The organism is Streptomyces sp. NPDC093097, from assembly GCF_044754325.1.
Taxonomy (GTDB): Bacteria; Actinomycetota; Actinomycetes; order Streptomycetales; family Streptomycetaceae; genus Streptomyces.
On record NZ_JBIVOW010000023.1, the window covers coordinates 17,308 to 39,557 of the forward strand.

The following is a 22,250-nucleotide window of genomic DNA, read 5'->3' on the forward strand; positions in this document are numbered from 1 at the left end:
TGGAGGGGGTCAGGCCGGCAGATGGTGCGGCAGCGGGAACTCCCGGCACAGCCGGGCGACTTCGCCGCGCACCTCGGTGCGTACGGCCGGATCGAGGGTGAAGGTGCGCGCGCCGTCGGGCACCACGGCGGTGAGCACCCGGTCGACCAGCGCGGCGCAGCGGCGCATCTCGGCCGGGCCCATGGCGCGCAGCGCGAGGGTGTTGGTGCCCAGCCGGATGCCGCTGGTGACCCGCGGGCCGTGCGGGTCGCCCGGTATCCGGTTGCGGTTGACCACGATCCCGCAGTCGGCCAGCGCGGACTCGGCGATCGCGCCGGTCAGGCCGCGGCCGCCGACGTCCAGCAGCACCATGTGGTTGTCGGTGCCGCCGGTGACCAGGGTGTGACCGAGCCCCCCGAAGGCGTCCGCCAGTTCCCGGGCGCCGGAGACCACCCGCTGCGCCAGCACCTTGAACTCCGGCTGGGCGGCGATGTCGAAGGCGCGCGCCTTGGCGGCCACCGCGCCCAGGTCCGGGGTGCCCTGGAGGAACGGGAAGGTGCCGTGCGCGACCGCCTGGGCCAGCGTGCGCCGGGTGCCCGGCAGCGGCAGGTCGGCGTCCCGGCCGAGCAGGATCAGACCGCCGCGCGGCCCGTAGAGCTGCTTGTAGGTGCTGGTGGTGGTGGCGTGCGCATGGTCCACCGGGCTCGGGTGCAGCCCCGCCGCGACCAGGCCGGCGATGTGCGAGATGTCGGCGAGCAGGAAGGCGCCGACCTCGTCGGCGATCCGCCGGAACCGGGCGAAGTCCACCGTGCGCGGGTAGGCACTGGCGCCGCACACGATCACCTTGGGCCGGTGCTCGCGCGCCAGCGCGGCGACCTGCTCGTAGTCCAGCAGCCCGGCGGCGTCGGTGCCGTAGCCGATCGCGCGGAAGAACCGCCCCGACACCGAGGCCGGCGAGCCGTGGGTCAGATGCCCGCCCGCACTCAGCTCCATGCCCAGCAGGGTGTCGCCGGGCTTCATCAGGGTGCACAGCACGATCTGGTTGGCGGTACTGCCCGAGTGCGGCTGCACATTGGCGTACCGCGCGCCGAACAGCGAGCAGGCCCGCGCCACCGCCAGCCGCTCGACCTCGTCGACCACCTCGCAGCCCGCGTGGTACCGCGCGCCCGGGTAGCCCTCGGTGGTGACGTTGGAGATGGTCGCGCCGGCGCAGGCCAGCACCGAGGGATCGGCGCTGCTGGAGGCGGCCACCATGGCCAGGGTCTCGTTCTGCCGGGCGTGCTCGCGCTCCAGCAGCCCCGACAGCAGCGGGTCGGCGGCGGCCAGCCGGTGCGCGCCGAGACCGGCGTAGCCGGCCAGGACGCCGGGGCTCGTGGCGGTGGTGCTCATGCGTTGCTCTCCTCGTGGTCGGCGAGCAGCCCGTGGGCCTCCTCGTCGGTCATCTCCAGCAGTCCCGCGGCGATCTGGGCCACCGCCGCGACGTCGGTGCCCGTCGCACGCCCCAGGGCGACCAGCCGCACCGCCTGCTCGGCGACGGTCGGCGCCTCGAACAGGTCGCGCAGCGGCAGCTCGACGCCGAAGGTCTCCAGCACCGCCGAGGCGAGCCGGGTGGCCAGCAGCGAGTGCCCGCCGAGCGCGAAGAAGTCGTCCTCGGCGCCGACCCGGTCGACCTCCAGCAGCTCGGCCCAGAGCGCGGCCAGCACCGCCTCGACGTCGTTGCGCGGGGCCACGTAGGCGGCGCCGGCCCGGTCGGCGGCTCCGTCGGGCTCCGGCAGCGCGGCGCGGTCCACCTTGCCGTTGGGCGACAGCGGCAGCGCGTCCAGCGTCACGAAGACCGCCGGGACCATGTACTCGGGCAACTCGGCCTTGAGCAGGGCGCGCAGCTCGGCGGCGGACGGGGCGGCCCCGGCGCCCTCGGCGGGCACCAGGTAGCCGACCAGGCGCCGCTCGTCGCCGCTGCCGCGGGCCGTGACCACCGCCCGCTCGATCCCCGGATGGCGGCGCAGCACCGCCTCGATCTCGTCCAGCTCGATCCGCAGACCGCGCAGCTTGACCTGGTGGTCCAGCCGCCCGATGAGCTCGATCACCCCGTCGGCGCGGGTGCGCGCCAGATCGCCGGTGCGGTAGAGCCGCGCGCCGGCCGGCACCGGGCCGGTCCCGGCGCCCGGGTGCGGGCGGTAGCGGTCCGCGGTCATCCCCGGACGGCCCAGGTACCCCCGGGTCAATCCCGTGCCCGCCAGGCAGAGTTCGCCCGGCACCCCGACCGGGGCCGGCTCCAGCGCGGGGGAGACCACCACGGCCTGCTGGTTCACCATCGGACGGCCGTAGGGGATGCTCGTCCAGGCCGGATCGACCTCGGTGACCGGATGGGTGATCGAGTGGATGGACGCCTCGGTGGCGCCGCCCAGCGCGAGGAAGGCCATCCGCGGCGCCAGCCGACGGAACCGCCCGGGCAGCGGCACCGGGATCCAGTCGCCGCCGAGGAACGCCGCCTTGAGCCTGGGCAGGCGGACGTTGCGCTCCTCCCCGGCCCGTACGAAGGCGTCGGCCAGTGCCGGGGCCGAGTTCCACACCGTCACCTTGTGGCGGCGCACCAGGTCCACCCAGTGGTGCGGGTCGCGGGCCCGGTCCGGGTGCGGCACGACCACCGCGCCGCCGGCCGCCAGGATGCCGAGCGTCTCGTAGACGAACATGTCGAAGCTGGGGGAGGAGAGGCCGAGCACCCGGTCGCCGGGCTCGATGCCGTAAGTGCCGTTGAGATCCAGCAGGTTGTTGACGACGCCCCGGTGCGGGACGGCGATGCCCTTGGGCGTACCGGTGGAGCCCGAGGTGTAGATGACGTACGCCAGGTGGTCCGGGTCCGGCGCGGCCGGGCGCGGCCCGGCGGTGGGCCACTGCTCCGCGTCCTCGACCTCCAGCACCTGCGCCCCGACGGCCGGCAGCAGCCCGGCCAGCGCACGCTCGGTGAGCACCACCGGCGGCGCCGCGTCCCGGAGCATGAAGGCCAGCCGCTGCGCCGGGTAGGCCGGGTCCAGCGGCAGGTAGGCGCCGCCGGCCTTGAGCACGCCGAGCACGGCGGCCACCAGTGTCGGGCCCTTGGCCAGGCAGAGCCCGACGGGGGTGTCCGGGCCCACGCCCAGCCCGGCCAGCCGGCCGGCGATGCGCTCGGCGAGCGCGTCCAGTTGCGCATAGCTCAGCTCACCGGTGGCGGCGATGACGGCCGGCGCCTGCGGGCTCCGGGACCGCTGCTCCTCGAAGAGCTCGTGCAGGCAGGCCCCGCCGCTGGGGTAGGGGTGCGCGGTGTCGTTCCACTCCACCAGGGCCCGGTGCCGCTCCGCCGCGGTCAGCATCGGCAGCGCCGACAGCCGGGTGTCGGGAGCCGCCACGGCGGCGGCCAGCAGGGTGCGCCAGTGCCCCAGCAGCCGCTCGACCGTGGCCGCGTCGAACAGGTCGCTCGCGTACTCCACCGTTCCGCCGAACGCACCGTCCACCTCGCGCAGTTGGAGGTTGAGGTCCACCTGCGCGCCGCCGCGCGGCACCTCCCGCACCGCCACCGTCAGACCGGGCAGCTCGGGCATGGTCAGCGGCGCGTTCTGCACCAGCAGCAGCGACTGCACCAGCGGGTTGTGGCTGAGCGCCGGGCCCGCCGCCCGCTCCGGGAGCATCCGCTCGAAGGGCAGCCCCTGGTGCTCGAAGGCGCCCAGCGAGGCCGCGCGGACCCGGTCCAGCAGCTCGGCGAAGGTCGGGTCGCCGGCCAGCGAGGTGCGCACCGGCAGGATGTTGATGAAGCAGCCGATCAGCGCCTCGGCCTCGGCCGGGCGCACCGCGGCGCCGGTGCCGACCACGATGTCCTCGCCGCCGCTGTGCCGGGCCAGCACCGCCTGGAAGGCGGCCAGCAGGGCCATGAACGGGGTGACCCCGGCCCGCCGGCACAGCGTCCGCACCCCGGCCGACAGCTCCGCCGGGAGCTCCACCGGCAGCGCGGCCCCGCGCAGCGACTGCGCCGCGGGCCGCGGCCGGTCGCAGGGCAGCTCCAGCAGCTCGGGCGCGCCGGCCAGTGCGCCGCGCCAGTATGCCTGGTCCCGCTCGTCGCCGGCCGCCTGGGCCTCGCCCTCCCAGACCGCGAAGTCGCCGTACTGGACGGGGAGTTCGGGCAGCTCACCGGCCCGGCCGGCGTAGGCCTGCGCCAGCTCGGCCAGCAGGATGCCGATCGACCACATGTCGGCCACCAGGTGGTGCACGGTGACCGCCAGCACATGCCGCTGCGGCGCCAGCCGGTGCAGCACCGCGCGCAGCAGCGGACCGCCGGCGAGGTCGAAGGGGCGGGCGGCGTCTTCGGCCAGTGCGGCGTCCAGACCGGCGGCCGCGGTCTGGCGGGCCTCCCACGCGAACGGCGCCGGTTCGCCCACCAGTTGCACCAGCTCGCCGTCCACCTGCTCGAAGCTGGTGCGCAGCGACTCGTGCCGGTGGACCACCGCGGTCAGTGCGGCCGCGAGCGCGGCGGTGTCGAGCGGGCCGTCCAGGTGCAGGGCGAACGGCAGGTGGTAGGCGCTGGTGCCGGGGACCAGCCGCTCCACCAGCCAGATCCGGCGCTGGGCCGAGGTGGCGGGAAAGGCGAACTGCTGCATGGTCTGCTCTGCTCTCTGCCGACCGGAGGAGGCGGGGGCGAAGACGGGGACGGGGGCGGTGCCGGGGACGGGAGTGAGGTGATCCGGGCCGGCGGTGTCGCGGAGGGGGCCGGGGCCGGGCGCCGTCATGCGCCGGTCACCAGGTAGGCGGCGGCCTCGGCACCCAGACCGGCCGGGATACGCAGGTCGGGGTGGACCGGGAGGGGCGGATGGCCGGCCGCGCGGTGGGCCCGGCCGCCGCCGGTGACGTGCAGCAGCACGGTCTCCCCGGGCCCGATGCGGCCGGCGGCGACCGCCTGCCGCAGACCGGCCAGCGCCACCGCCGCGGCCGGCTCGACGTCGATGCCCTCGACGTCGGCGAACAGCCGCCCGGCGGCGGCCGCCTCGGCGTTGTCCGCCGCCCGCAGCTCCCCACCGCTCTCGGCGAGGGCCTCGCGCACCCCGCCGGCCACCGCGTAGGGCGGTTTGCGGGTCGTCAGTTCCTGGGCGTAGGCGGCGGCCACCGCCGCCCGCACGGCGGGACCGGAGCCGATGACCGGCTCGGCCAGGCCGTCCTCCCAGGCGCGGACCATCGGCGCGAACGGCGCACTCTGGCAGAGCGTCAGCCGCGGGAGGCCGCCGGCCGCGGCCGCCGCCCCGTCCGACGCCGGGAAGCCGGCCGCCAGCAGCCGCCGGGCCGCCTGGTGCGCGGCGAGCGCACCGGCCCCGCTGCCCACCGCCTGCACATAGTGGTCGGGCAGGTGGCCGAGCGTCTCGGCGGCGGCCAGCAACGCGGTGCCCAGACCGTCGCGCCGGGCCACGTTGCGGGTGCCGCCCTCGGCCTGGAAGCCGGGCCGCGCGGCGATCGCGTCGGCCAGCTCGATCGCGTCGGTGTAGTCGCCGGCCACCGTCACCAGCCGTACGCAGTCGGCGCGTTCACCGGCCACGCCGAGCGCGGACAGCGCCGCATCCGGTACCACCAGCACGCACTCCACCCGCTGCTGCGAGCACGCCCGCAGGAAGGCCGCGGCGGTGTTCCCGGCCGAGGCGACCACCAGCACCGGCGGCCGCTCGGGCAGCCGCGCCAGCACCGCCTGGGCCTCCAACTCCTTGAAGCTGCCGGTGGCCAGGGCCGCGCCGCGCTCGGGCCAGTAGCCGCTGAACGCCACCCACAGCTCGGCCAGTCCCAGTGCGCGGCCCAGCCGCTCCGCCCGGTAGGTGGTGCCGCCGCTGCCCTCGGGCAGGGCCCGGCCGGCGGTCGGCAGCCAGCAGCGGTACCGGAACGGGCCGCCGCCGGGGCCGGGGGCGAAGGCGGTGGCGTACTCGGTGCTCAGCAGACCGGGCCGGTGCGCCGCCGCGCAGTCCAGCCGCAGCCCGTCGTCCTGATAACTCACCCGGCAGACCGGACAGCGCAGCAGGTACGGGCGGTCCACCGGGGCGGCGCCGGGGCCGGACGCCGGCCGGTCGGCCGGCGCCGCCGGAAGGTAGGGGGCGGAGGTCATCACGCCTCCCCACCGGGGACCGCACCGGTGAGGGCCGGGCGCAGCACACCGTCCGCCCCGCGCCGCACGGCGTAGCGGGCGCGGTCCACCCGGGCCAGCGCCGGCCGGCCGGTCGGCGCGTCCTGGGCCGGCCGCTCGACCGCGGTGTCCACCAGGGCGGCCACGGCCGCCACCGTGGGCCGCTCGAACAGCCGGTGCAGCGGCGGCGCTTGGCCGAACTCGGCCCGGATCCGCTCGGCGAACCGGGCCAGCAGCAGCGAGTGCGCACCCCGCTCGAAGAGGTCCTCGTGCCGCCCGATCCGCTCGGCCCCGAGCAACTCGGCCAGCAGGGCGGCGATCCGCTGCTCGGTCGCCCCCACCGGCTCCTCCAGGGCGCCCGCCGTCGGCGCGGCCTCCGGCGCGGGCAGCGCCCGCCGGTCGACCTTGGCGTTGGCGGTCAGCGGCAGCTCGTCCAGCGTCACCAGCAGCGAGGGGACGGCGTAGCCGGGCAGGGTGCGCCGCAGCTCCTCGCGCAGCGCGGCCGGCGCCACGGGCGTCCCGTGCTGCTCCAGATACCCGACCAGCCGGGCGCGCGCACCCGCACCGTCCACCACGACCGCCGCCCGGCGCACCGCCGGCAGCCGCTCCAACGCGGTCTCGATCTCGCCCAGTTCGATCCGGTGCCCGTGCACCTTGACCTGGGTGTCGGCGCGGCCGACGAAGAGCAGCGCACCGTCCGGCCCGCGCCGCACCAGGTCGCCGGTGCGGTAGAGCCGCCCGCCCGGCGCGGTGCCGAACGGGTCCGGCACGAAGCGCTCGGCGGTCAGACCCGGCCGGCCCAGATAGCCGTCGGCCAGACCGTCGCCGCCGATCAGCAGCTCGCCGACGACCCCGGCCGGAACCGGCTCCAGGGACGCGTCGACCAGATAGAGCCGGGTGTTGGCGACCGGCGTGCCCAGCGGAAGTTCCCCGTCCGCCGCGGTCAGTTCGCCGCGCGCCGACCAGACGGTGGTCTCGGTCGGGCCGTAGACCTGCCACAGCCGCACACCGCGGGCCAGCAGCGCGGCGGCCAGCTCGGCCGGCAGTCGCTCACCGCCGCACAGCGCGGTCAGCCCGCAGGCGTCTCCCCAGCCCGAGTCCAGCAGCAACTGCCAGGTCGCCGGGGTGGCCTGGAGGTGGCTGACCCCGCCGGCCGCCAGGCAGTCGCGCAGCCGCGAACCGTCGCCGGCCGTCGCCGCGTCCGCCAGGTGCACGGTCGCGCCGTGGACCAGCGGCAGGAAGTACTCCAGCGCGGCGATGTCGAACGCCGGGGTGGTGACCGAGAGCCAGCCGGCACCGGGGGCGAGCGCCAGATCGCGCCCGAAGGAGGCGAGCAGGTTCGCCAGCGCCCGGTGCGGCACCACCACGCCCTTGGGACGGCCGGTCGAGCCGGAGGTGTGCAGCACATACGCCGCCGACTCCGGGGCGATCACGGTGTCGGCCTCGCGCCGCGCCTCGCCGAGCGAGTCGATCGGCAGCACCGTCCACTCACCGGCCGGCACCTGGTCGGCGGGCAGGTCGGTCAGCACCGCGGCGGCGCCGCCGTCGGCCAGCACCAGGGCCAGCCGCTCGGCCGGATGGCCGGGGTCCAACGGCAGGTACGCGGCACCGGACTTGAGCACACCCAGCAGCGCGGCCAGCAGCCGCGGGGTGCGCGGCAGCAGGACGGCGACCGTCCGGCCGGGGCCGACGCCCAGGGCGCGCAGCCGCGCGGCGACGCCGTCGGCCAGCCGGTCCAGGGTGCGGTAGTCCAACTCCGCGCCGCCGTCGGGACCGGCGGCACGGACCGCGACGGCCAGCGGGGTCCGGGCGGCCTGCGCCTCGAAGCGGCGGACCACGCCCTCGGCCGGGTCGTAGCCGAGCGCGGTGTCGTTGCCCTCGGCGAGGACGGCCCGCCGCTCGGCCGGGGCGAGCAGCGGCAGCGCGCCGACCGGGCGGGCGGCATCGGCCGCGAGCTGCGCCAGCAGGGTGGCGAAGCGGGCGGCGAACTGCTCGGCGGTCGCCGGCAGATAGCGATCGGTGTCATAGCGGACCGAACCGGCCAGCCCGTCCCCGGCCGCACCCAGGGTCAGCTGCAGGTCGAACTGGCTGCCGCCGACCGGTAGCGCCAGCGTCGAGCAGTCCAGGGCACCCAGCGTGAACGGGACACCGTCTCGCCCGGTGGCCATCGCCACCAGCGCCTCGGCGTGCTCGCCCGGGGCCTGCTGGAGGCTGAACAGGCTGCGCACCAGCGGCCGGCCGCCCTGGTCGCGGTCCGGCCGGACCAGCTCGACCAGCGCCGGGAACGGCACTTCAGCGCCGTCCAGCGCCGTGCGCGCACCGTCGCGGACCCGGGCCAGCAGCGCGGTGAACGGCTCGCCGGCCTCGATCCTGGTGCGCAGCGGCACGGTGTTGACCAGGCAGCCGACCGTGCCGGCGAACGCGGCGTCCGCCCGGCCGTGGGTCGGGGTGCCGACCACCACGTCCGACTCGCCGGTCCAACGGGCCAGCAGCAGTTGGAAGGCGGCCAGCAGCACCGCGTACAGCGTGCTGCCCTCGCGCCGGGCCAGCGCCGTCAGCGCCTCGGTGGTGGCGGCGTCCACCGCCAGCGGCACGGCCGCGCCGCGCAGCCGCTGGCGCTCGGGCCGCGGCAGATCGGCGGGCAGCGAGGTGCCGGCGCGGACACCGTCCAACGCCGCCTTCCACCGGTCGAGTTGACGCTGCCCGGCCGCGGTGGCCGGCAGCTCGGCCTGCCGGCGGGCGAACGCCGCGAACGGCGCCGCGGTGCCCGGGGCAGGCGCGACGGTGCCGAGCGGCTCGCCGCGCAGCGCCGCCGGATAGCCGGCCGCCAGCTCCGCCAGCAGCAGCGACAGCGACCACAGGTCGGCCACCAGGTGGTGGGCGGTCAGGACCAGCCGGTGGCCGTCCTCGGCGCCGGTGAACAGCCGCGCCCGCAGCAGCGGTCCGGCCGCCAGGTCGAAGGGCTGCTCGGCCGCCTCGGTCAGGCGCTCGGCCAGCTCGGCCGCGCTCCAACCGGAGGCGTCGACCTGCTCGAAGGCGGGCGGCAGGGCGGCATGCACCCGCTGCACCGGGCCGGCGGCGCTCCGGGGGAAGGTGCTGCGCAGCACCGCGTGCCGCTGGGCCAGACCCGCCAGGGCGGCGCGCAGCGCGGCCGGGTCGAGCGCGCCGTGCACCCGGAAGGCGGTGGAGACCAGATAGGCGGGGCTCTCCGGGGCGACCTGGTGCAGCAGCCAGAGGGCGGCCTGGTTGGGGGAGAGCGGGTGGTCACCGGGCTCGGTGTCCTCGGCGGCCGCAGCCTCCGTTGCCGCCTCGGGCGCCTCCTCGAAGCGCTCGGCCAACAGCCCGGCCAGCCCGGCCAGGTCCAGGGCGAGCGCCTCGGTCAGCGCGAGATCGACCCCGAGGGCGGTGTGCAGTTCGTGCCGCAGCCGGACCGCACCGAGCGAGTCCAGGCCCAGTTCGGCCAGCCGCTGCTCGGGCGCGAGGTCCTCCTCGGCCAGCCCGAGCCGGGCGGCGAGCAGCGCGCGCAGCGCGGCCAGCAGCAGCGCGGGGCGCTCGGCCGGGTCGGCCGCCCGCAGCGCCGCGGCGTCCAACGCCACCGAGGGCTGCGCCGCGGCCCCCTGCGGACGGCCGCTGTGCGCCAGCGCGGTGAGCTCGCCGGCGCGGTAGGAGGCGGCGCACACATGGCGCTGCACCTTGCCGCTGGAGGTGCGCGGCAGCGTCGCGGCGCGGATCAGCACCACCGCCGCCGGCCGTACCCCGTGCGCCTCGGCGACGGCCTCGCGCACCGCGCGGGCCAGCGCCGGCAGGTCGCTGTCCTGGTGGTCGCGGGCCACCTCCTGGACGATCACCAGCTCGGCCGCGCCGGCCAGTTCGACCTGGACGGCCGCGCCGCAGTTGGCGCGCAGCGCGGGGTGGACGGCGGTGACGGTCTGCTCGATGTCCTGCGGGTAGTGGTTGCGGCCGCGGATGACGATCAGGTCCTTGAGCCGCCCGGTGACGTACAACTCGCCCTCGCGGAGCAGCCCCAGGTCACCGGTGCGCAGGAAGGCCGGGCCGGACTCGGCGGCCTCCCCGCCGGCGTCGTCGCCGCTCCCGTCGGCGGCGAGGCGGGCGCCGAAGGTCGCCGCGCTGCGTTCGGGCCGGTTCCAGTAGCCCTGGGCCACGCTCGGGCCGGAGAGCCAGATCTCGCCGATCGCGCCGGCGGGCACCGGCCGGCGGGTGACCGGGTCGACGATCTCCAGCCGCTGGGAGTCGTCCGGACGCCCGCTGCTCACCAACTCGGTGGTCCCGTCCGCCTCTTCGGTCCCGACCGTCCCGTCACAGACGCCGGCGAGCAGCGCGTTCGGGGCCGCGTAGCGGGCCGGGGCGGTGCCGTGCGGCTTGCAGGAGACGATCAGCGTGGCCTCCGCCAACCCGTAGCACGGGGTGAGGGCCTCGGCCCGGAAACCCGCCGGGGCGTAGGCGGCGGCGAAGCGCCGGAAGGTCTCGGCGCGCACCGGCTCGGCACCGTTGAACGCCACCTCCCAACTGCTCAGGTCGAGTTGGGCCAGCACCTCGGGGGTGGCCAGGTCGGCACACAGGTCGTAGGCGAAGTTGGGGCCGCCGCTCACCGTGGCCCGGGTGCGGCTGATCTCGCGCAGCCAGCGCAGCGGGTCCTGGGCGAACGCGGTGGGCGCCATCAGCGCACAGGAGCCGGCGTAGTACAGCGGCTGGAGCATGCCGCCGATCAGACCCATGTCGTGGAAGAGCGGCAGCCAGGACATCCCGCGGGTGCTGCCGGTGGTGCGGAACGCCCGCTGGATCAGTGCCGAGTTGTGCAGCAGGTTGCCGTGCGTCAGCACCACGCCGCGCGGCGCCGAGGTGGAGCCGGAGGTGTACTGGAGGAACGCCACGGTCTCCGCGCCCACCTCCGGACGCACCCAGCCCTCCGCCTCCTCCTCGGGCACCCGGTCGGTCGCCAGCAGCCGCAGCACGTCCATCACCGCGCCGTCCGGGTCGTCGGGCAGCAGCCGGTCCCGGACGGCGGCGGTGGTGAGCGCCACCGTCGCCCCGCAGTCCGCGACGATGTCGACCAGCCGCTCCAGCGAACGGGGCCGGCGGTTGGGCGGGTACACCGGCACCGCGACCGCCCGCGCGTACAGGCAGCCGACGAAGGAGACCACGTAGTCCAGGCCGGGCGGCTGGAGCAGCAGCACCGGACGGTCGGTCAGACCGCGCCGTTGCAGCCGGGCGGCGACGGCCCGGGCCCGCCGGTCGAGCTGTCCGTAGCTCAAGTGCTCGGCCGGGGCGTCCTCCTTCCCGGAGAACGTAAAGGCCGTACGGTCCGGATCCGCCGCCGCGGTGGCGGCGATCGCCGAGATCCAGTCCTGATGCTCAAGTCGCGGGTCCACGCGTTCTTCCCTCACCGTTCGGTGTCCGATGCCCTGTTCCTGCCGCCGCCGTCGCCGGGGCGCTGCCCGCCGGCCCCGGCGGTTCCGGTGCGGCGGCCGTGTTGCTCAGGCGCCCGCGGTCAGCCGGCGGCGGCCTCGGCGGCCTGCTGCTCCATCGCCCGGCGCAGGCTCAGCGGCCGCATGTCGGTCCACACCTCGTCGATATGGGCCAGGCACTGCGCCTTCTCGCCCTGGGTGCCCTCGGCACGCCAGCCGGCCGGCAGCTCCCGGTCGGCCGGCCAGATCGAGTACTGCTCCTCGTGGTTGACGACGACCTGGTAGACGGTGGTGTCCTCGCTGCTCATCACTGCGCTCCGATTCGATGGATGGATTACGGCGGCGGGTCCTGCCGCCGCCCGACGCGGGCCGTACGCGCCCGGCCGAGCTGTCTTCGATGCTGTCGTTCCGCGCTGACCGCGCCCTGGGCACGCCCTGACCGGGGTCTGGGCCGGTCCTGGGTCCGTCCTGGCCCCGGGCTGGGCGGACGCGGACGGGCCTCCGGTGCCCCACCGGCGCCGTACTGACGGCTCACTGAACGCCGACTGAAGCCGCCGGCCGGCGCGGTGACGTCAGTCGAGCGCGGGGAAGAGGCGGGCCTCGGCGGCCTCGCGGAGGTAGGCAGCGCCGGCGGTGCCGCCGGTACCGCGCACCGCGCCGATGATCTTCACCGTGATGCCCCAGTGGGTGCGCTTCATCGCACACCAGGCGGTGTCCAACTCCCGCATGGCGGACCGGAGTCCGTCCGCGGGAAGGTCGCCGCGCTGCACGGTGAGGTGCAGCGTTGGACAGGACCGCTCGACCGTCCGGTAGCTCCGGGACTGGACCGCGCTGCGCCCGTCGGTGTTGGCCCGGATCACCGCGAAGGCGTCCTTGGGCATGGTGGTCAGCACCCGGAACACCCCGGACGTCCCGGCCACCTGCCGGGTCGCGCCTTCCAGCAACCCGCGCGCCAGGTCCGTCTGGCCGGCGGCCACCGCCTCGGTGGCCACCTGCACGGCGCGGCCCACCGCGGAGAAGACCGCCTCGAATATCTGGATCACCCGGATGAACATCTGCTCGTCGTGGCTCCGGGTGGTCGGCGTCAGCGTCAGCTCCACCGCCCGCAGCACCCCCGCCGGGACCGCGTCCCGCGCCGCGGCGACCGCCTCCGCCGCGGCGCGGACGAGGTCGGCCACCTCGTCCGCGGCCCCCGGCGCGGCCGCCGTGCCGTACGCGGCCGGGAGCCCGGCCACCGCGGTGAGGGCGCGCACGGCCGCCCGGGTCCGGGCCAGACCGGCCGGGACGTCGGCCAGGGTGGCGCTCTCGATCTCCACCACATCGGCCAGCAGCGCGGTCAGCACCTCCTGCGTGCGCGCGCCGGCCTCGGTCAGCGAGGCGTAGACCGGACTGCCCAGATAGCTGTCGTAGTCGCCCTGCCGGCCGTCCACCACCTGCGGCAGCCAGTCACCGAGCAGCCGCGCGGCCGGTTCGGCGGCCTGGGCCGGGGCCGGCTCGACCGCGCGCAGGGCCGTCAGTACCTCCTCGCCGACCGCGTTCTTGCCGACGGCCCGGTAGTGGCCGAGCACCGCCCGGTACGGGAAGCGGGCGGCGTCCCGGTCGCCGCGCTGCCAGCGCGCCACTTCGCGCAGGGCGCGGCGCGGATCCAGGTCGTCCGGGTCCGGCCGGGCGGCGGCCAGACTGGGTCCGCCGACGCCGGGCGTGCCGGCCGGGTCGTCGGCGGGTGCGGGCTCGGCGGCGCGGGCCGGGGAGAGGGCTGTGGTCACGGGGCGCTCCGTTCGGTGGGCGGCCGGGCCGGAACCGGCCCGGCGGGCAGGACGGCGCAGCCTGGCCGGCGCGGACCCGAAGGCCGCGGCGGCCAGGCTGCGGGGATGCGGCGGATCAGCCGCGGGAGGGGGCCGTTGCGTGCTCTCGGCGTGCCGGACGCCGGACGCCGGACGGCAGACGGGAGGTGACGACAGTCCCTAGGCCGGATCGGCCAGCACATAGCCGTCGCCCGCCCGGTGGGCGCGCGAGCGGCGCAGGTCGGCGAGGGCGAAGGTGCGCTGGAGCCAGCGGTCGGTGCCGTCGAAGCGCGGGCTGAACGCGGTGCGCCCGTGCACGGTGATCCGGTTGTCGACGACGGCCAGATCACCCGGCTCCAACACGGCTGTCCTGGCGGTGCGTTCGAAGAGCCGTTGGAGCTCGGCCAGTGCGGCCGCGGCCCGGTCGGTCAGCGGCTCGGTGGCGGCCAGGTCGACCCGCAGGTCCGGGTCCTCGGGCGCGCCGGTGAGCACCGGGTGCGGCGCCGCGGGGCCGTCGGCGGCGCCGAACGACGGCGGCGGCGCGGTGCGGAACTCCGGCAGGCGCAGCACCGCCCGGGTCCGCTCGTCCAGCAGCGGCAGCACCTCGCGCACGCAGGCGGTGCGCAGCCCGGCCCGCCCGTCCGGGTCGGCACGCAGACAGAGCAGCATGACGAAGTCCGGCCGGTGCGGATGGAAGGCGTTCTCGGTGTGGAAGGTGAGCAGCACCGAGCCCGCGTTGCCCTGGAACTCCTCCCGTCCGGGCACCGGGACGACGTCCTGCACCAGCGCACCGGTCTTCTCCGGCCGGAACGCGGCCGGGTCGCCCAGCCCGCAGGCGGCGAGCACCAGCATCGAGGCCGGCACGGTGGCGGTGCGCTGCACCGAGCCCTCGGCCAGCGGCGTGCCGCCCAGCGCGGGCGCGGCGACCGGCAGCCCGCGCACCAGCAGCGCGCCACCCGGTCCGGGGTCGCGGCGGAAGGCCCGCAGGGTACGGCGCAGCCGGACCGGCAGGTCCTCCCAGAGGTCGCGGGCCGAGGCCACCCAGGCGGGCTCGTCGACCAGGGCCGGCGGCCGGTCGCTCAGCTGCCCGGCGACCCGTTCGGCAGCGGCCGTCTCGGCCCCGGTCAGGACCAGGTCCGGCGGTGAGAGGGTGATGTCCAGGGAAACCGGCACGGGTGCCAGCCTTTCTCGAAGCGGTCGGGTCGGGCGGTCAGTGCGGGGCGGCCGCGGCCAGCTGCCGGGCGACCACGGCCCACAGGCTGCCGACGGTCTCGAACGCCTCGGGGCCCAACTCCTCATCGGGAAGGGCCACCTGGTAGGCGTCCTCCAGCTGCACCAGCAGCTCGACGATCGCCATCGAGTCCAGCCCGGCGGCCCGCAGCCCGCAGTCGGCGGACAGCGGCCGCTCCTCGGCGAGCCGGGGCAGCAGGCCGGCCAGGACGGTCTCGTAGCGCTCGTCCCAACGGTCGTGTGTGGTCACGGTGTTCAGCTCCTTGCTTCGTGTACAGCGGGGTCGTGGTCGTGGTCGGGCAGCGGCTCGCGCCGGAGGGCCAGCCGGTCGGCGCCGACCACCCGGCCGTCCCGCACCGTGATCTCGGCCGGGGCCGGGCGGCTGAGGAAGCCGAGCAGGCTCGCGGTGGCGCCGTACGCACCGACGTTGGGCACGGACAGCAGCGCGCCGGGCCGCGGCGGCACGGCCTCGGCGGCCCGGCGGATCACATCGGCGGGCGTGCACAGCGGACCGACCAGGGCCACCCGGCGGGTTCCGTCGGCCTCGTCCCCGGCGCCGGGGTCCGCCAGGCGCAGCGGTTCGGCGCGCAGCGACGGCAGCCGGCCGACCCCGGAGAGCCCGCCGAGGTGGTTGATCCCGCTGTCCAGCACGCCGTACGTGGTGCCGCGGCTCTCCTTGACCTCGGTGACGGTGCAGACCAGCCGCCCGCTGTCGCCGACCAGATACCGGCCGGACTCGAAGGCCAGCTCCAACCGCCCCCGCCAGCCCGGCAGATGCGCATCCAGCGCGGCCGTCAGCGGCTCGCGCAACGCGTCGTAGCGCGGCCGCTCGCCCGGCGCCGCGTACGGGCAGGCGAAGCCGCCGCCGAGGTCGAGCATCCGCAACGGCAGGCCCCAGTGGGCCTCCAGCGCGGCGGCGGTACGGATCGAGGCGACCGCCTCGGCGAGCAGCCCCTGCGGATCGGCGGCGTTGGTCAGCGGGAAGAAGTGCAGCCCGTGCAACTCGGTGCCGTCCACGGTGAATTCCGCGAGGTCGGGCAGGCCGTCCGCGATGTCGTGACCGAACTGGGAGGCACCACCGGTCATCCGCAGACCGACGCCCGCACCCGCCCCCGCGCCGTTGATCCGCAGCAGACAGCGCGCCGTCACGCCCCGGGCCCGGGCCTGGGCGCCGACCCGGCGCAGATCCGCCGGCGACTCGACGGAGAAGGTGCGCACCCCCGCGGCCAGCGCCTCGCCCAGTTCCTCGGCGGTCTTGCCCGGCCCGCCGTAGAGGCAGTCGGCACCGTCGAAACCGGCTTCCAGCACGGCGGCGAGCTCACCGGTCGAGCAGATCTCCGGCCGGCAGCCGGCCAGCCGCAGGGTGCGGACCAGCTTCGGGTGCGGGTTCGCCTTGAGCGAGTAGTACAGGTGGGCGCCCTCGGGCAGGGCCGCGCGCAGGTCGGCGGCGGCCCGTTCGACCCGGGCCAGGTCGTAGACGTACAGCGGGCTGCCGTAGCGGCGCACCAGCTCGGCGGCCAACAGGTCCTCGGCGGGCGGTGGTTCCCCGGGGGTCCCGGGCGCCGCGGCCGGTCCGGTGGGGGGCGGGTCAGTGCGCATCGGTCTCCAGCGCCTTCCGGTCGATCTTGCCGTTGGGGGTGAGCGGCATCCGGGCCAGGACCCGGCAGGAGGCCGGCACCTTCGCCGCCTCCAGCCGCTGCGCCAGGCCCTCGATCACCCGGTGCGCGGACAGCCGGTCCTCGCCGGTGACGACCAGCCGCAGATCGAGCCCGTCCCTCGGCGGCAGCGCGGCCGCGGCCCGCACGCCCGGCACGTCCAGCGCGGCGGCCTCGATCTCCGGCGTGCCCATCCGCACCCCGCGCCGCTTGAACTGGTCGTCGCGGCGCCCGGTGAAGTAGAGATGGCCGTCCGCGTCCAGCCGGCCGTGGTCACCGGTGTGCAGCCGGACCCGCCCGGTGCGCGGGTCCAGGCGGTAGCGGCGGGCGGTGAGTTCGGGCGCGTTCCAGTAGCCGGCCATCACATGCGGCCCACCGACGACGATCTCGCCCACCGCGCCCGGCGGCAGCGCCCGGCCCTGCTCGTCGAGCACGTCCACGGTGGTGCCGTCCAGGGCCCGGCCCACCGAGCCGGGGCGCTCGCGGTCGACGTCCGGCTCCGCGATCGTGACCCGCTTGCACTCGGTGATCCCGTACATGGCCACCACGGCCGCGCCCGGGAACCCGGCGCGCAGCGCCCGGCTCGTCGAACCGGCCAGCGCCGCACCGGTGTTGGTGAACAGCCGGACGTGCCCCGGCGGCGTACCGCGGGCCACGAGCCGGCACAGCATCTCCGCCAGCGACGGCACCACCGGCACCACGGTGGCCCGGCACTCGCGCAGCACGGTCAGCACCCGCACCGGCGCGGCCGCGTCCGCCAGCACCACCTCGGCACCGCCGAGGGCGGCCAGCAGAAGCTGGTAGAGGCCGTAGTCGAAGGAGAGCGGCAGCGCGGCGAGGACCACGTCGTCGGGCCGGTAGGCGAGCCGGCGGGCGATCGCGCGGGCGGCGAAGACCACCTGGCGATGGGTGCAGACCACGCCCTTGGGCGCGGAGGTGCTGCCGGAGGTGTAGATCAGCTGGGCGACCGCCCCGGCCGACGGGCGTTCGTCCGGCGCACGGCCGGAACCGGTCTCCGCGACACGGCCGGCCAAGTGCCCATCCGACGCCAGGAGTTCGGCGGGCCCGGCCGGCCGGGCGCCGCAGGCGGCGACCGCCGCGCGGACCGCCTCCGCCTCGGACGGGTCGAGCACCACCACGGCGGGCGCGGCATCGGCCAGCACCCCGCGCAGCACGAAGGGCTTCATCTCCGGGTTCAGCGGCACCGCGACGGCCCCGGCGCGCAGCACGCCGTAGTACAGCGCGACGAACTCCCGCCGGTTGCCCAGCCGCAGGACCACCCGGTCACCCGGCGCGACGCCCCCGGGCCCGCGCAGCCAGGCGGCCACCGTCCGGCTGGCGTCGGCCAGTTCGGCGTAGCTCCAGGCGCCGCCGTCATCCCGCACGGCGGTCGCGGCGGGGCGGGCCGCGGCGGCCGCGTCCAGCAGATCGACGACGAGGGTGTCGTCGTCCGACGGGTCCGCGGAACGGGCCATGTCCGATCCGGTCGGCACCGCGGTGCTCATGCGCACCAGTCCGAGGCGTCGGTGATCTCGACGACCGCGCTGGTGCAGCTGTAGCCGGTGCCGCCGCCGACCAGCAGCACCCGGTCGCCCTCGGCGACCTCGCCGGTCTCCAGCAGCTCGTTCAGTCCGGCGAAGTGGTCCCCGGCACCCAGGTGCCCCACCTCGCGGCAGAACTCCCAGTTGGAGAACTTCTCCTCGACGCCCAACTGGTGCTCCAACTGCCAGCGCAACCGCTGGTTTCCGGTGGCGTTGAGCACCACCCGGTCGATGCGCTCCCTGGAGGTGTCGGCATCGTCCAGCGCGGCCCGGATCGACTCGGCCGCCACCTCCGCCGTGCGCAGCGTCGCGGCCCGCAGATTGCGGTGCGCGCGGAAGTACTCCTCGGCCCGCGCCCCCAGGTCCACCGGCCGGTCGGCCTCTTCGGGACCGGAACGGAACCCCTCGCCCCGGGCCAGGCCCTCCAGCGAGTTGTCCACCCGGGTCGCGGTGGCCAGCAGCCGGCCGGCCGCGCCCTCGGGTGAGGAACTCAGCACCAGCGCGGTGCCGCCGTCGCCGTAGACCATGCCCCGCTCGGCCCGCCAGCGGTCGAAGGCCGGCGGTGTGAAGCGGTCGGCCGTGGTGAGCAGCACCGCCTCGTCCGCACCGGGCCGCCGCGCCTGGAGCTGCCGGGCGGCCAGCTCCAGCCCGGCCAGTCCGGCGTTGCACTGCTGCAACAGGTCGAAGGCGGGCACCGCCGAGCCGACCGTGTGCTGTGCCACGTAGGCGGCGGCCGGCCACAACTCGGCGCCCTGGAACCACAGATAGCTGTGGAAGACGGTGCCGACCCGCTCCGCCGCCCGGCCGGCCCGGCGGAGCGCGGTGCGGGCCGCGCGGACCGCCATCTCCGGGGCGGGCAGGTCGTCCGGCCCGCCGGCCGTGACCGAGCTGACCGAGTGGATCTGGTTGGCGGCGTGTTCCTCGGCGTCGTACGCACCGGCCGCGACCGCCGCCGCGGCGTCCGCGCGGTCGGCCAACCAGGTACCCGTGCCGGCCAGGTACACCTGCTCCCAGCGCATGTCTCTCCGATCTCCGGCCCCGTGGCAGGACGTCAGGGGGCGACTGTCGGTGACGATGCTTCCGCTCGCCGCCTGCCGCGCGGTTGCCCTCCACTGACACCCCGTCGGTGCCGCACTGCCCGCCGCCTGACGCCGGACGGAAGCCCGGCTGACCGCACACCGGCGCCCGGCTGACGGCCGGCTGACGGGGGCACGGCAGCGCACTGACCCGCGGCTGGCCGGCCGCGGAGCCCCTGCCGACGGCCCGCTGACGATCCACTGGCGGCCGACTGAAGCCGGACTGAAGCCCGTCTGATGCCACCGCAACGGCCGCGGCCCACCGGCGCGGTGGGCCCGGCGCGGTCCGTCGCGTGCGCGGCCGCCCGTCATCCCGTCATCCCGTCATCCCGTCATCCCGGCGTCCCGGCGACGCACGCGACGGTGCCCGGACCCGCCGCAGAGGCGGGGCCGGGCACCAGGAGAAGAACCCCCGGGACGGAACCGGGACGGACTCAGGAGGTCAGGCGCAGACGGTCGCGAGCCGCCGTGTCCACCGCCGCCGCCTTGTACGGCCAGGGCAGACTGCCGCCCTTGGCCCAGAGCTCGATCTGGTCGGTGTAGGTGTCCGCGGTGGCATGGCCGGAGGCGCCGGTCAGATTGATCCAGCGGGAGCGCTCGAAGTCCGCCAGGTCCACCACCATCCGCATCGAGGGCACCCAGATCACCTCGAAGCCCTTCTGCGGATCCCAGCCGTTGGCCTCCACCGCGTCGGTGCCGCCGCCGACGCCGACCGGGTCGGCGTTGAGCAGCCACCGCAACGGGGCCGGGCCGGCGGTGCCCAGGGTCGGGTTCTCCGGCGTCAGGGTGTGCAGGGCACCCCAGCGCCACTTCCGCGGCGCGTCGCCGAGCCGCTTGTGCAGGTCGGCGGCGGCCCGCTCCATCGCCCGGCGCAGCATCGCGTCCCGGCCGCGGACGGACGGGTCGGTGGCACTGGTCCACCAGAGGCTGTCCGGCTTGTCCAGCAGCCCGCGGACCACGTCGAACCACCGACCGCCGCCGTCCGGATAGGCATAGCCCTTGACCCCGGCCTTGCTCAGCCGGTCGGTGAACGCCTCCTTCAGCAGCTCGCGCCAGACCGCGTTGAAGTAGGCGGCCGGTGCCGAGTCGGCGCCCTGGGCGAAGTCCCAGTCACGCAGCAGGTCCTGGGCCGACGCGGCCTGGGCGCCGACCTTCACCCTGAGCAGATGGGGCACGAGGGTGGCGGCGTTGCCGTTCCAGGTGTCCTGGGTGATCCGTTCCATCGCCGCGACGTCCAGTTTGCCGGCCCGCTGGATCAGCTCGGCGATCCGCTGGCTGCGGTAGCCGGTGCCCCAGTCGCTGCCGATCAGATGCGGGTAACGGGGGCCGACCACCGCGTTGTTGGCGGTCACGATGTAGCCCTCGGGCGGGTTGAGGCTCGTGGGCAGCTGGTCGAAGGGCAGGTAGCCGGTCCAGTCGTAGCCCCCGGTCCAGCCCGGCACCGGGTGGCGGCCGTCCCCGGCCTTGCGGACGGGGATGCGGCCCGGCGTCTGGTAGCCGATGTTGCCGGCGGTGTCCGCGTAGATCATGTTCTGCACCGGGGAGGCGAAGTCCGCGGCGGCGGCCCGGAAGTCCTTCCAGTCCTTGGCCCGGTCCAGGGCGAAGAGGGCGTTCACGGTGGGCGCCGGGTCGAGCGCGGTCCACTGCATCGCCACCGCGTAGCCGTCCCGCGCGCCGGGCGGCGGAACGCCCGGCTCCGTGCCCTTGCCGGCCACTTCGTCGGCGGACTTGAGCACGTCCGAGATCAGCGGACCGTGCCGGGTCGAGCGGACGGTCAGGTCGACCGGACGGCCACCGGCCACCTTGATCTGCTCCCGGCGGACGGTCAGCGGCAGCTGCTTGCCCTGGTACGCGTAGCGGGAACCGCTGACCTTCTCCACGAACAGGTCCGAGTCGGCGGCGCCCAGGTCCGTGAAGCCCCACGCGATGTCCGCGTTGTGGCCGATCACCACGCCCGGCATACCGGCGAAGGTGAAGCCGCTGACGTCATAGGGGCATTCCGGGCCGGTGCGGGTGCAGTGCAGACCGACCTGGTACCAGACGCCCGGGAGCGACGGGGTCAGATGCGGGTCGTTCTCCAGCAGCGGCTTCCCGGTGGTGGTGCGACTGCCGGCCACCACCCAGGAGTTGGAGCCGATACCGGTGCCCTGGGGGCCGAGGACGGAGGCCAGCACGGTGCGCACCGCCGCGCTGTCGGCCAGCGCGGTGGCGGCTCCGGCGGGGAGGGCGGGCGCCGCCGCGCCGGCGCCGCCGGACGGGGCACCGCCGGACGGCGCGGCGGGCGCGGCGGCGGGCGCCGGGGAGGCCGCGAACGGCGGCCGGGCCGAGGCCGTGGTCGCGGGGGAGCGGTCCGGGACGATCGGCGACCAGCGCCGGTAGTCGTAGCCGGGGAAGAGGTCGTCGGCCGTGCCGGCCGGCAGCCGGGCCGCCAGCATCGCGTGCTGGAACTGGTCGATCATGCCGGTGTTGAGGTTCCAGGCCATGGTCTTGAGCCAGGAGACCGAGTCGGCCGGGGTCCACGGCTCGGGCCGGTAGTCGCCGGAGACGAAGCCGAGCACCGGGTACTCCACCGACAGCTCGGCGCCCTGGTGCTCGGCGAGATAGGCGTTCACCCCGTCCGAGAAGGCCCGCAGATACTGCCGGGTCTGCGGTGACAGCATGGCCACCTCCCGCTCGGCCACGCGGTACCAGCCGAAGGTCCGCGCCACCTTGTCGGTCTGCACCTGGCCCGGGCCGAACATCTCGGCCAACCGGCCGGCGGTGACGTGCCGCTGGGTGTCCATCTGCCAGAACCGGTCCTGGGCCTGGGCATAGCCCTCGGCCAGGAACAGGTCGTGCGCGGTGTCGGCGTAGATCTGCGGGATGCCGGAGGCGTCCCGGACGATCCGCGCCTCGCCCCGCAGACCGGGCACCTTGACGCTGCCGGACAGCTGCGGCAGCGAGCGCTGCACCGTCCAGTACGCGTAACCGGCCAGGCTGCCGGCGGCCAGCAGGACCAGCGCGGTGAGGGTCACCGCGGTGCGCTTGAGGATCCGCAGCACGCGCCGGCGCCGGCTGCGTGACGTGGGCGCGGGCGGGTCGCCGTCGGCGGCCGCGGGGGCGGTCGGGGTCTCGGCCTGCGGGGCGGGCCCGGCCGCGGGCCGGCCGCCGGTCTCCGCTTCGGGGGCCGGACGGGGATCGTCCGGCGGGACCGGATCGGTCTGGGCTGTCATGGGGGCGCTTCCTTGTCTCGACGGGATTCCGGGCATGGCCAGGCCCTGTCGTCGAACTCCCGTTGTCCGCCCGGAGGGCGGGCCGGGCGGCAGACACGGGAGGGTCACGACAGGGCCGGGTCCCGCCGTACGCGGCCGCGAAGGCGCGGCGCACGATGGCGGGGGAGAGGAGGGGGGAGGGCAGGCCGCGGAGAGGCGCCGTGGTGCCGCCGCGCGGCGG

The 22,250-nt window shown here is 76.2% G+C and carries 12 protein-coding genes; all 12 read right to left on the minus strand.

The genetic code is table 11. From position 1 onward, the window contains the following. Window positions 1-9 precede the first annotated feature (9 nt). Entirely contained in the window at window positions 10-1,368 is a 1,359-nt protein-coding gene (gene glyA / locus ACIQE0_RS30950; RefSeq protein ID WP_402338529.1) for a serine hydroxymethyltransferase, read from the minus strand. Beyond that, window positions 1,365-4,736, minus strand: a complete 3,372-nt coding sequence (locus ACIQE0_RS30955) for an amino acid adenylation domain-containing protein (RefSeq protein ID WP_402338532.1) — start codon at window positions 4,734-4,736, stop codon at window positions 1,365-1,367. Before ACIQE0_RS30955 ends, glyA begins: the two co-directional genes overlap by 4 nt. Then, window positions 4,733-6,088 (minus strand): cysteate synthase, encoded by a 1,356-nt coding sequence (locus tag ACIQE0_RS30960; protein ID WP_402338535.1) that lies wholly within the window; start codon window positions 6,086-6,088, stop codon window positions 4,733-4,735. The genes ACIQE0_RS30955 and ACIQE0_RS30960 overlap by 4 nt, the downstream gene beginning before the upstream one ends. Then, on the minus strand, window positions 6,088-11,496 hold the full coding sequence (locus ACIQE0_RS30965; protein WP_402338537.1) for an amino acid adenylation domain-containing protein: 5,409 nt from the start codon (window positions 11,494-11,496) through the stop codon (window positions 6,088-6,090). The genes ACIQE0_RS30960 and ACIQE0_RS30965 overlap by 1 nt, the downstream gene beginning before the upstream one ends. 119 nt (window positions 11,497-11,615) lie before the next feature. Then, window positions 11,616-11,840 (minus strand): MbtH family NRPS accessory protein, encoded by a 225-nt coding sequence (locus ACIQE0_RS30970; RefSeq protein WP_366332106.1) that lies wholly within the window; start codon window positions 11,838-11,840, stop codon window positions 11,616-11,618. Window positions 11,841-12,104: 264 nt separating this feature from the next. After that, window positions 12,105-13,298, minus strand: a complete 1,194-nt coding sequence (locus ACIQE0_RS30975) for a hypothetical protein (protein ID WP_402338539.1) — start codon at window positions 13,296-13,298, stop codon at window positions 12,105-12,107. A 198-nt stretch (window positions 13,299-13,496) separates the two neighbouring features. Beyond that, window positions 13,497-14,489 carry a clavaminate synthase family protein gene (locus tag ACIQE0_RS30980; protein ID WP_366332104.1) on the minus strand — a complete coding sequence of 331 codons (993 nt, stop codon included), beginning with the start codon at window positions 14,487-14,489 and terminating at the stop codon, window positions 13,497-13,499. A gap of 37 nt (window positions 14,490-14,526) precedes the next feature. After that, window positions 14,527-14,796 (minus strand): phosphopantetheine-binding protein, encoded by a 270-nt coding sequence (locus tag ACIQE0_RS30985; RefSeq protein WP_366332103.1) that lies wholly within the window; start codon window positions 14,794-14,796, stop codon window positions 14,527-14,529. A 5-nt stretch (window positions 14,797-14,801) separates the two neighbouring features. Further along, window positions 14,802-16,145, minus strand: a complete 1,344-nt coding sequence (locus ACIQE0_RS30990; RefSeq protein ID WP_402338541.1) for a type III PLP-dependent enzyme — start codon at window positions 16,143-16,145, stop codon at window positions 14,802-14,804. Beyond that, window positions 16,135-17,706, minus strand: coding sequence for a class I adenylate-forming enzyme family protein (locus ACIQE0_RS30995; protein WP_402338543.1), 1,572 nt, complete (start codon window positions 17,704-17,706; stop codon window positions 16,135-16,137). The genes ACIQE0_RS30990 and ACIQE0_RS30995 overlap by 11 nt, the downstream gene beginning before the upstream one ends. After that, window positions 17,703-18,761: a ketoacyl-ACP synthase III family protein gene (locus ACIQE0_RS31000; protein WP_402338545.1), complete on the minus strand. Its 1,059-nt coding sequence runs from the start codon at window positions 18,759-18,761 to the stop codon at window positions 17,703-17,705. The genes ACIQE0_RS30995 and ACIQE0_RS31000 overlap by 4 nt, the downstream gene beginning before the upstream one ends. Before the next feature lie 491 nt (window positions 18,762-19,252). Further along, on the minus strand, window positions 19,253-22,030 hold the full coding sequence (locus tag ACIQE0_RS31005) for a penicillin acylase family protein (RefSeq protein ID WP_402338547.1): 2,778 nt from the start codon (window positions 22,028-22,030) through the stop codon (window positions 19,253-19,255). Window positions 22,031-22,250 lie beyond the last annotated feature (220 nt).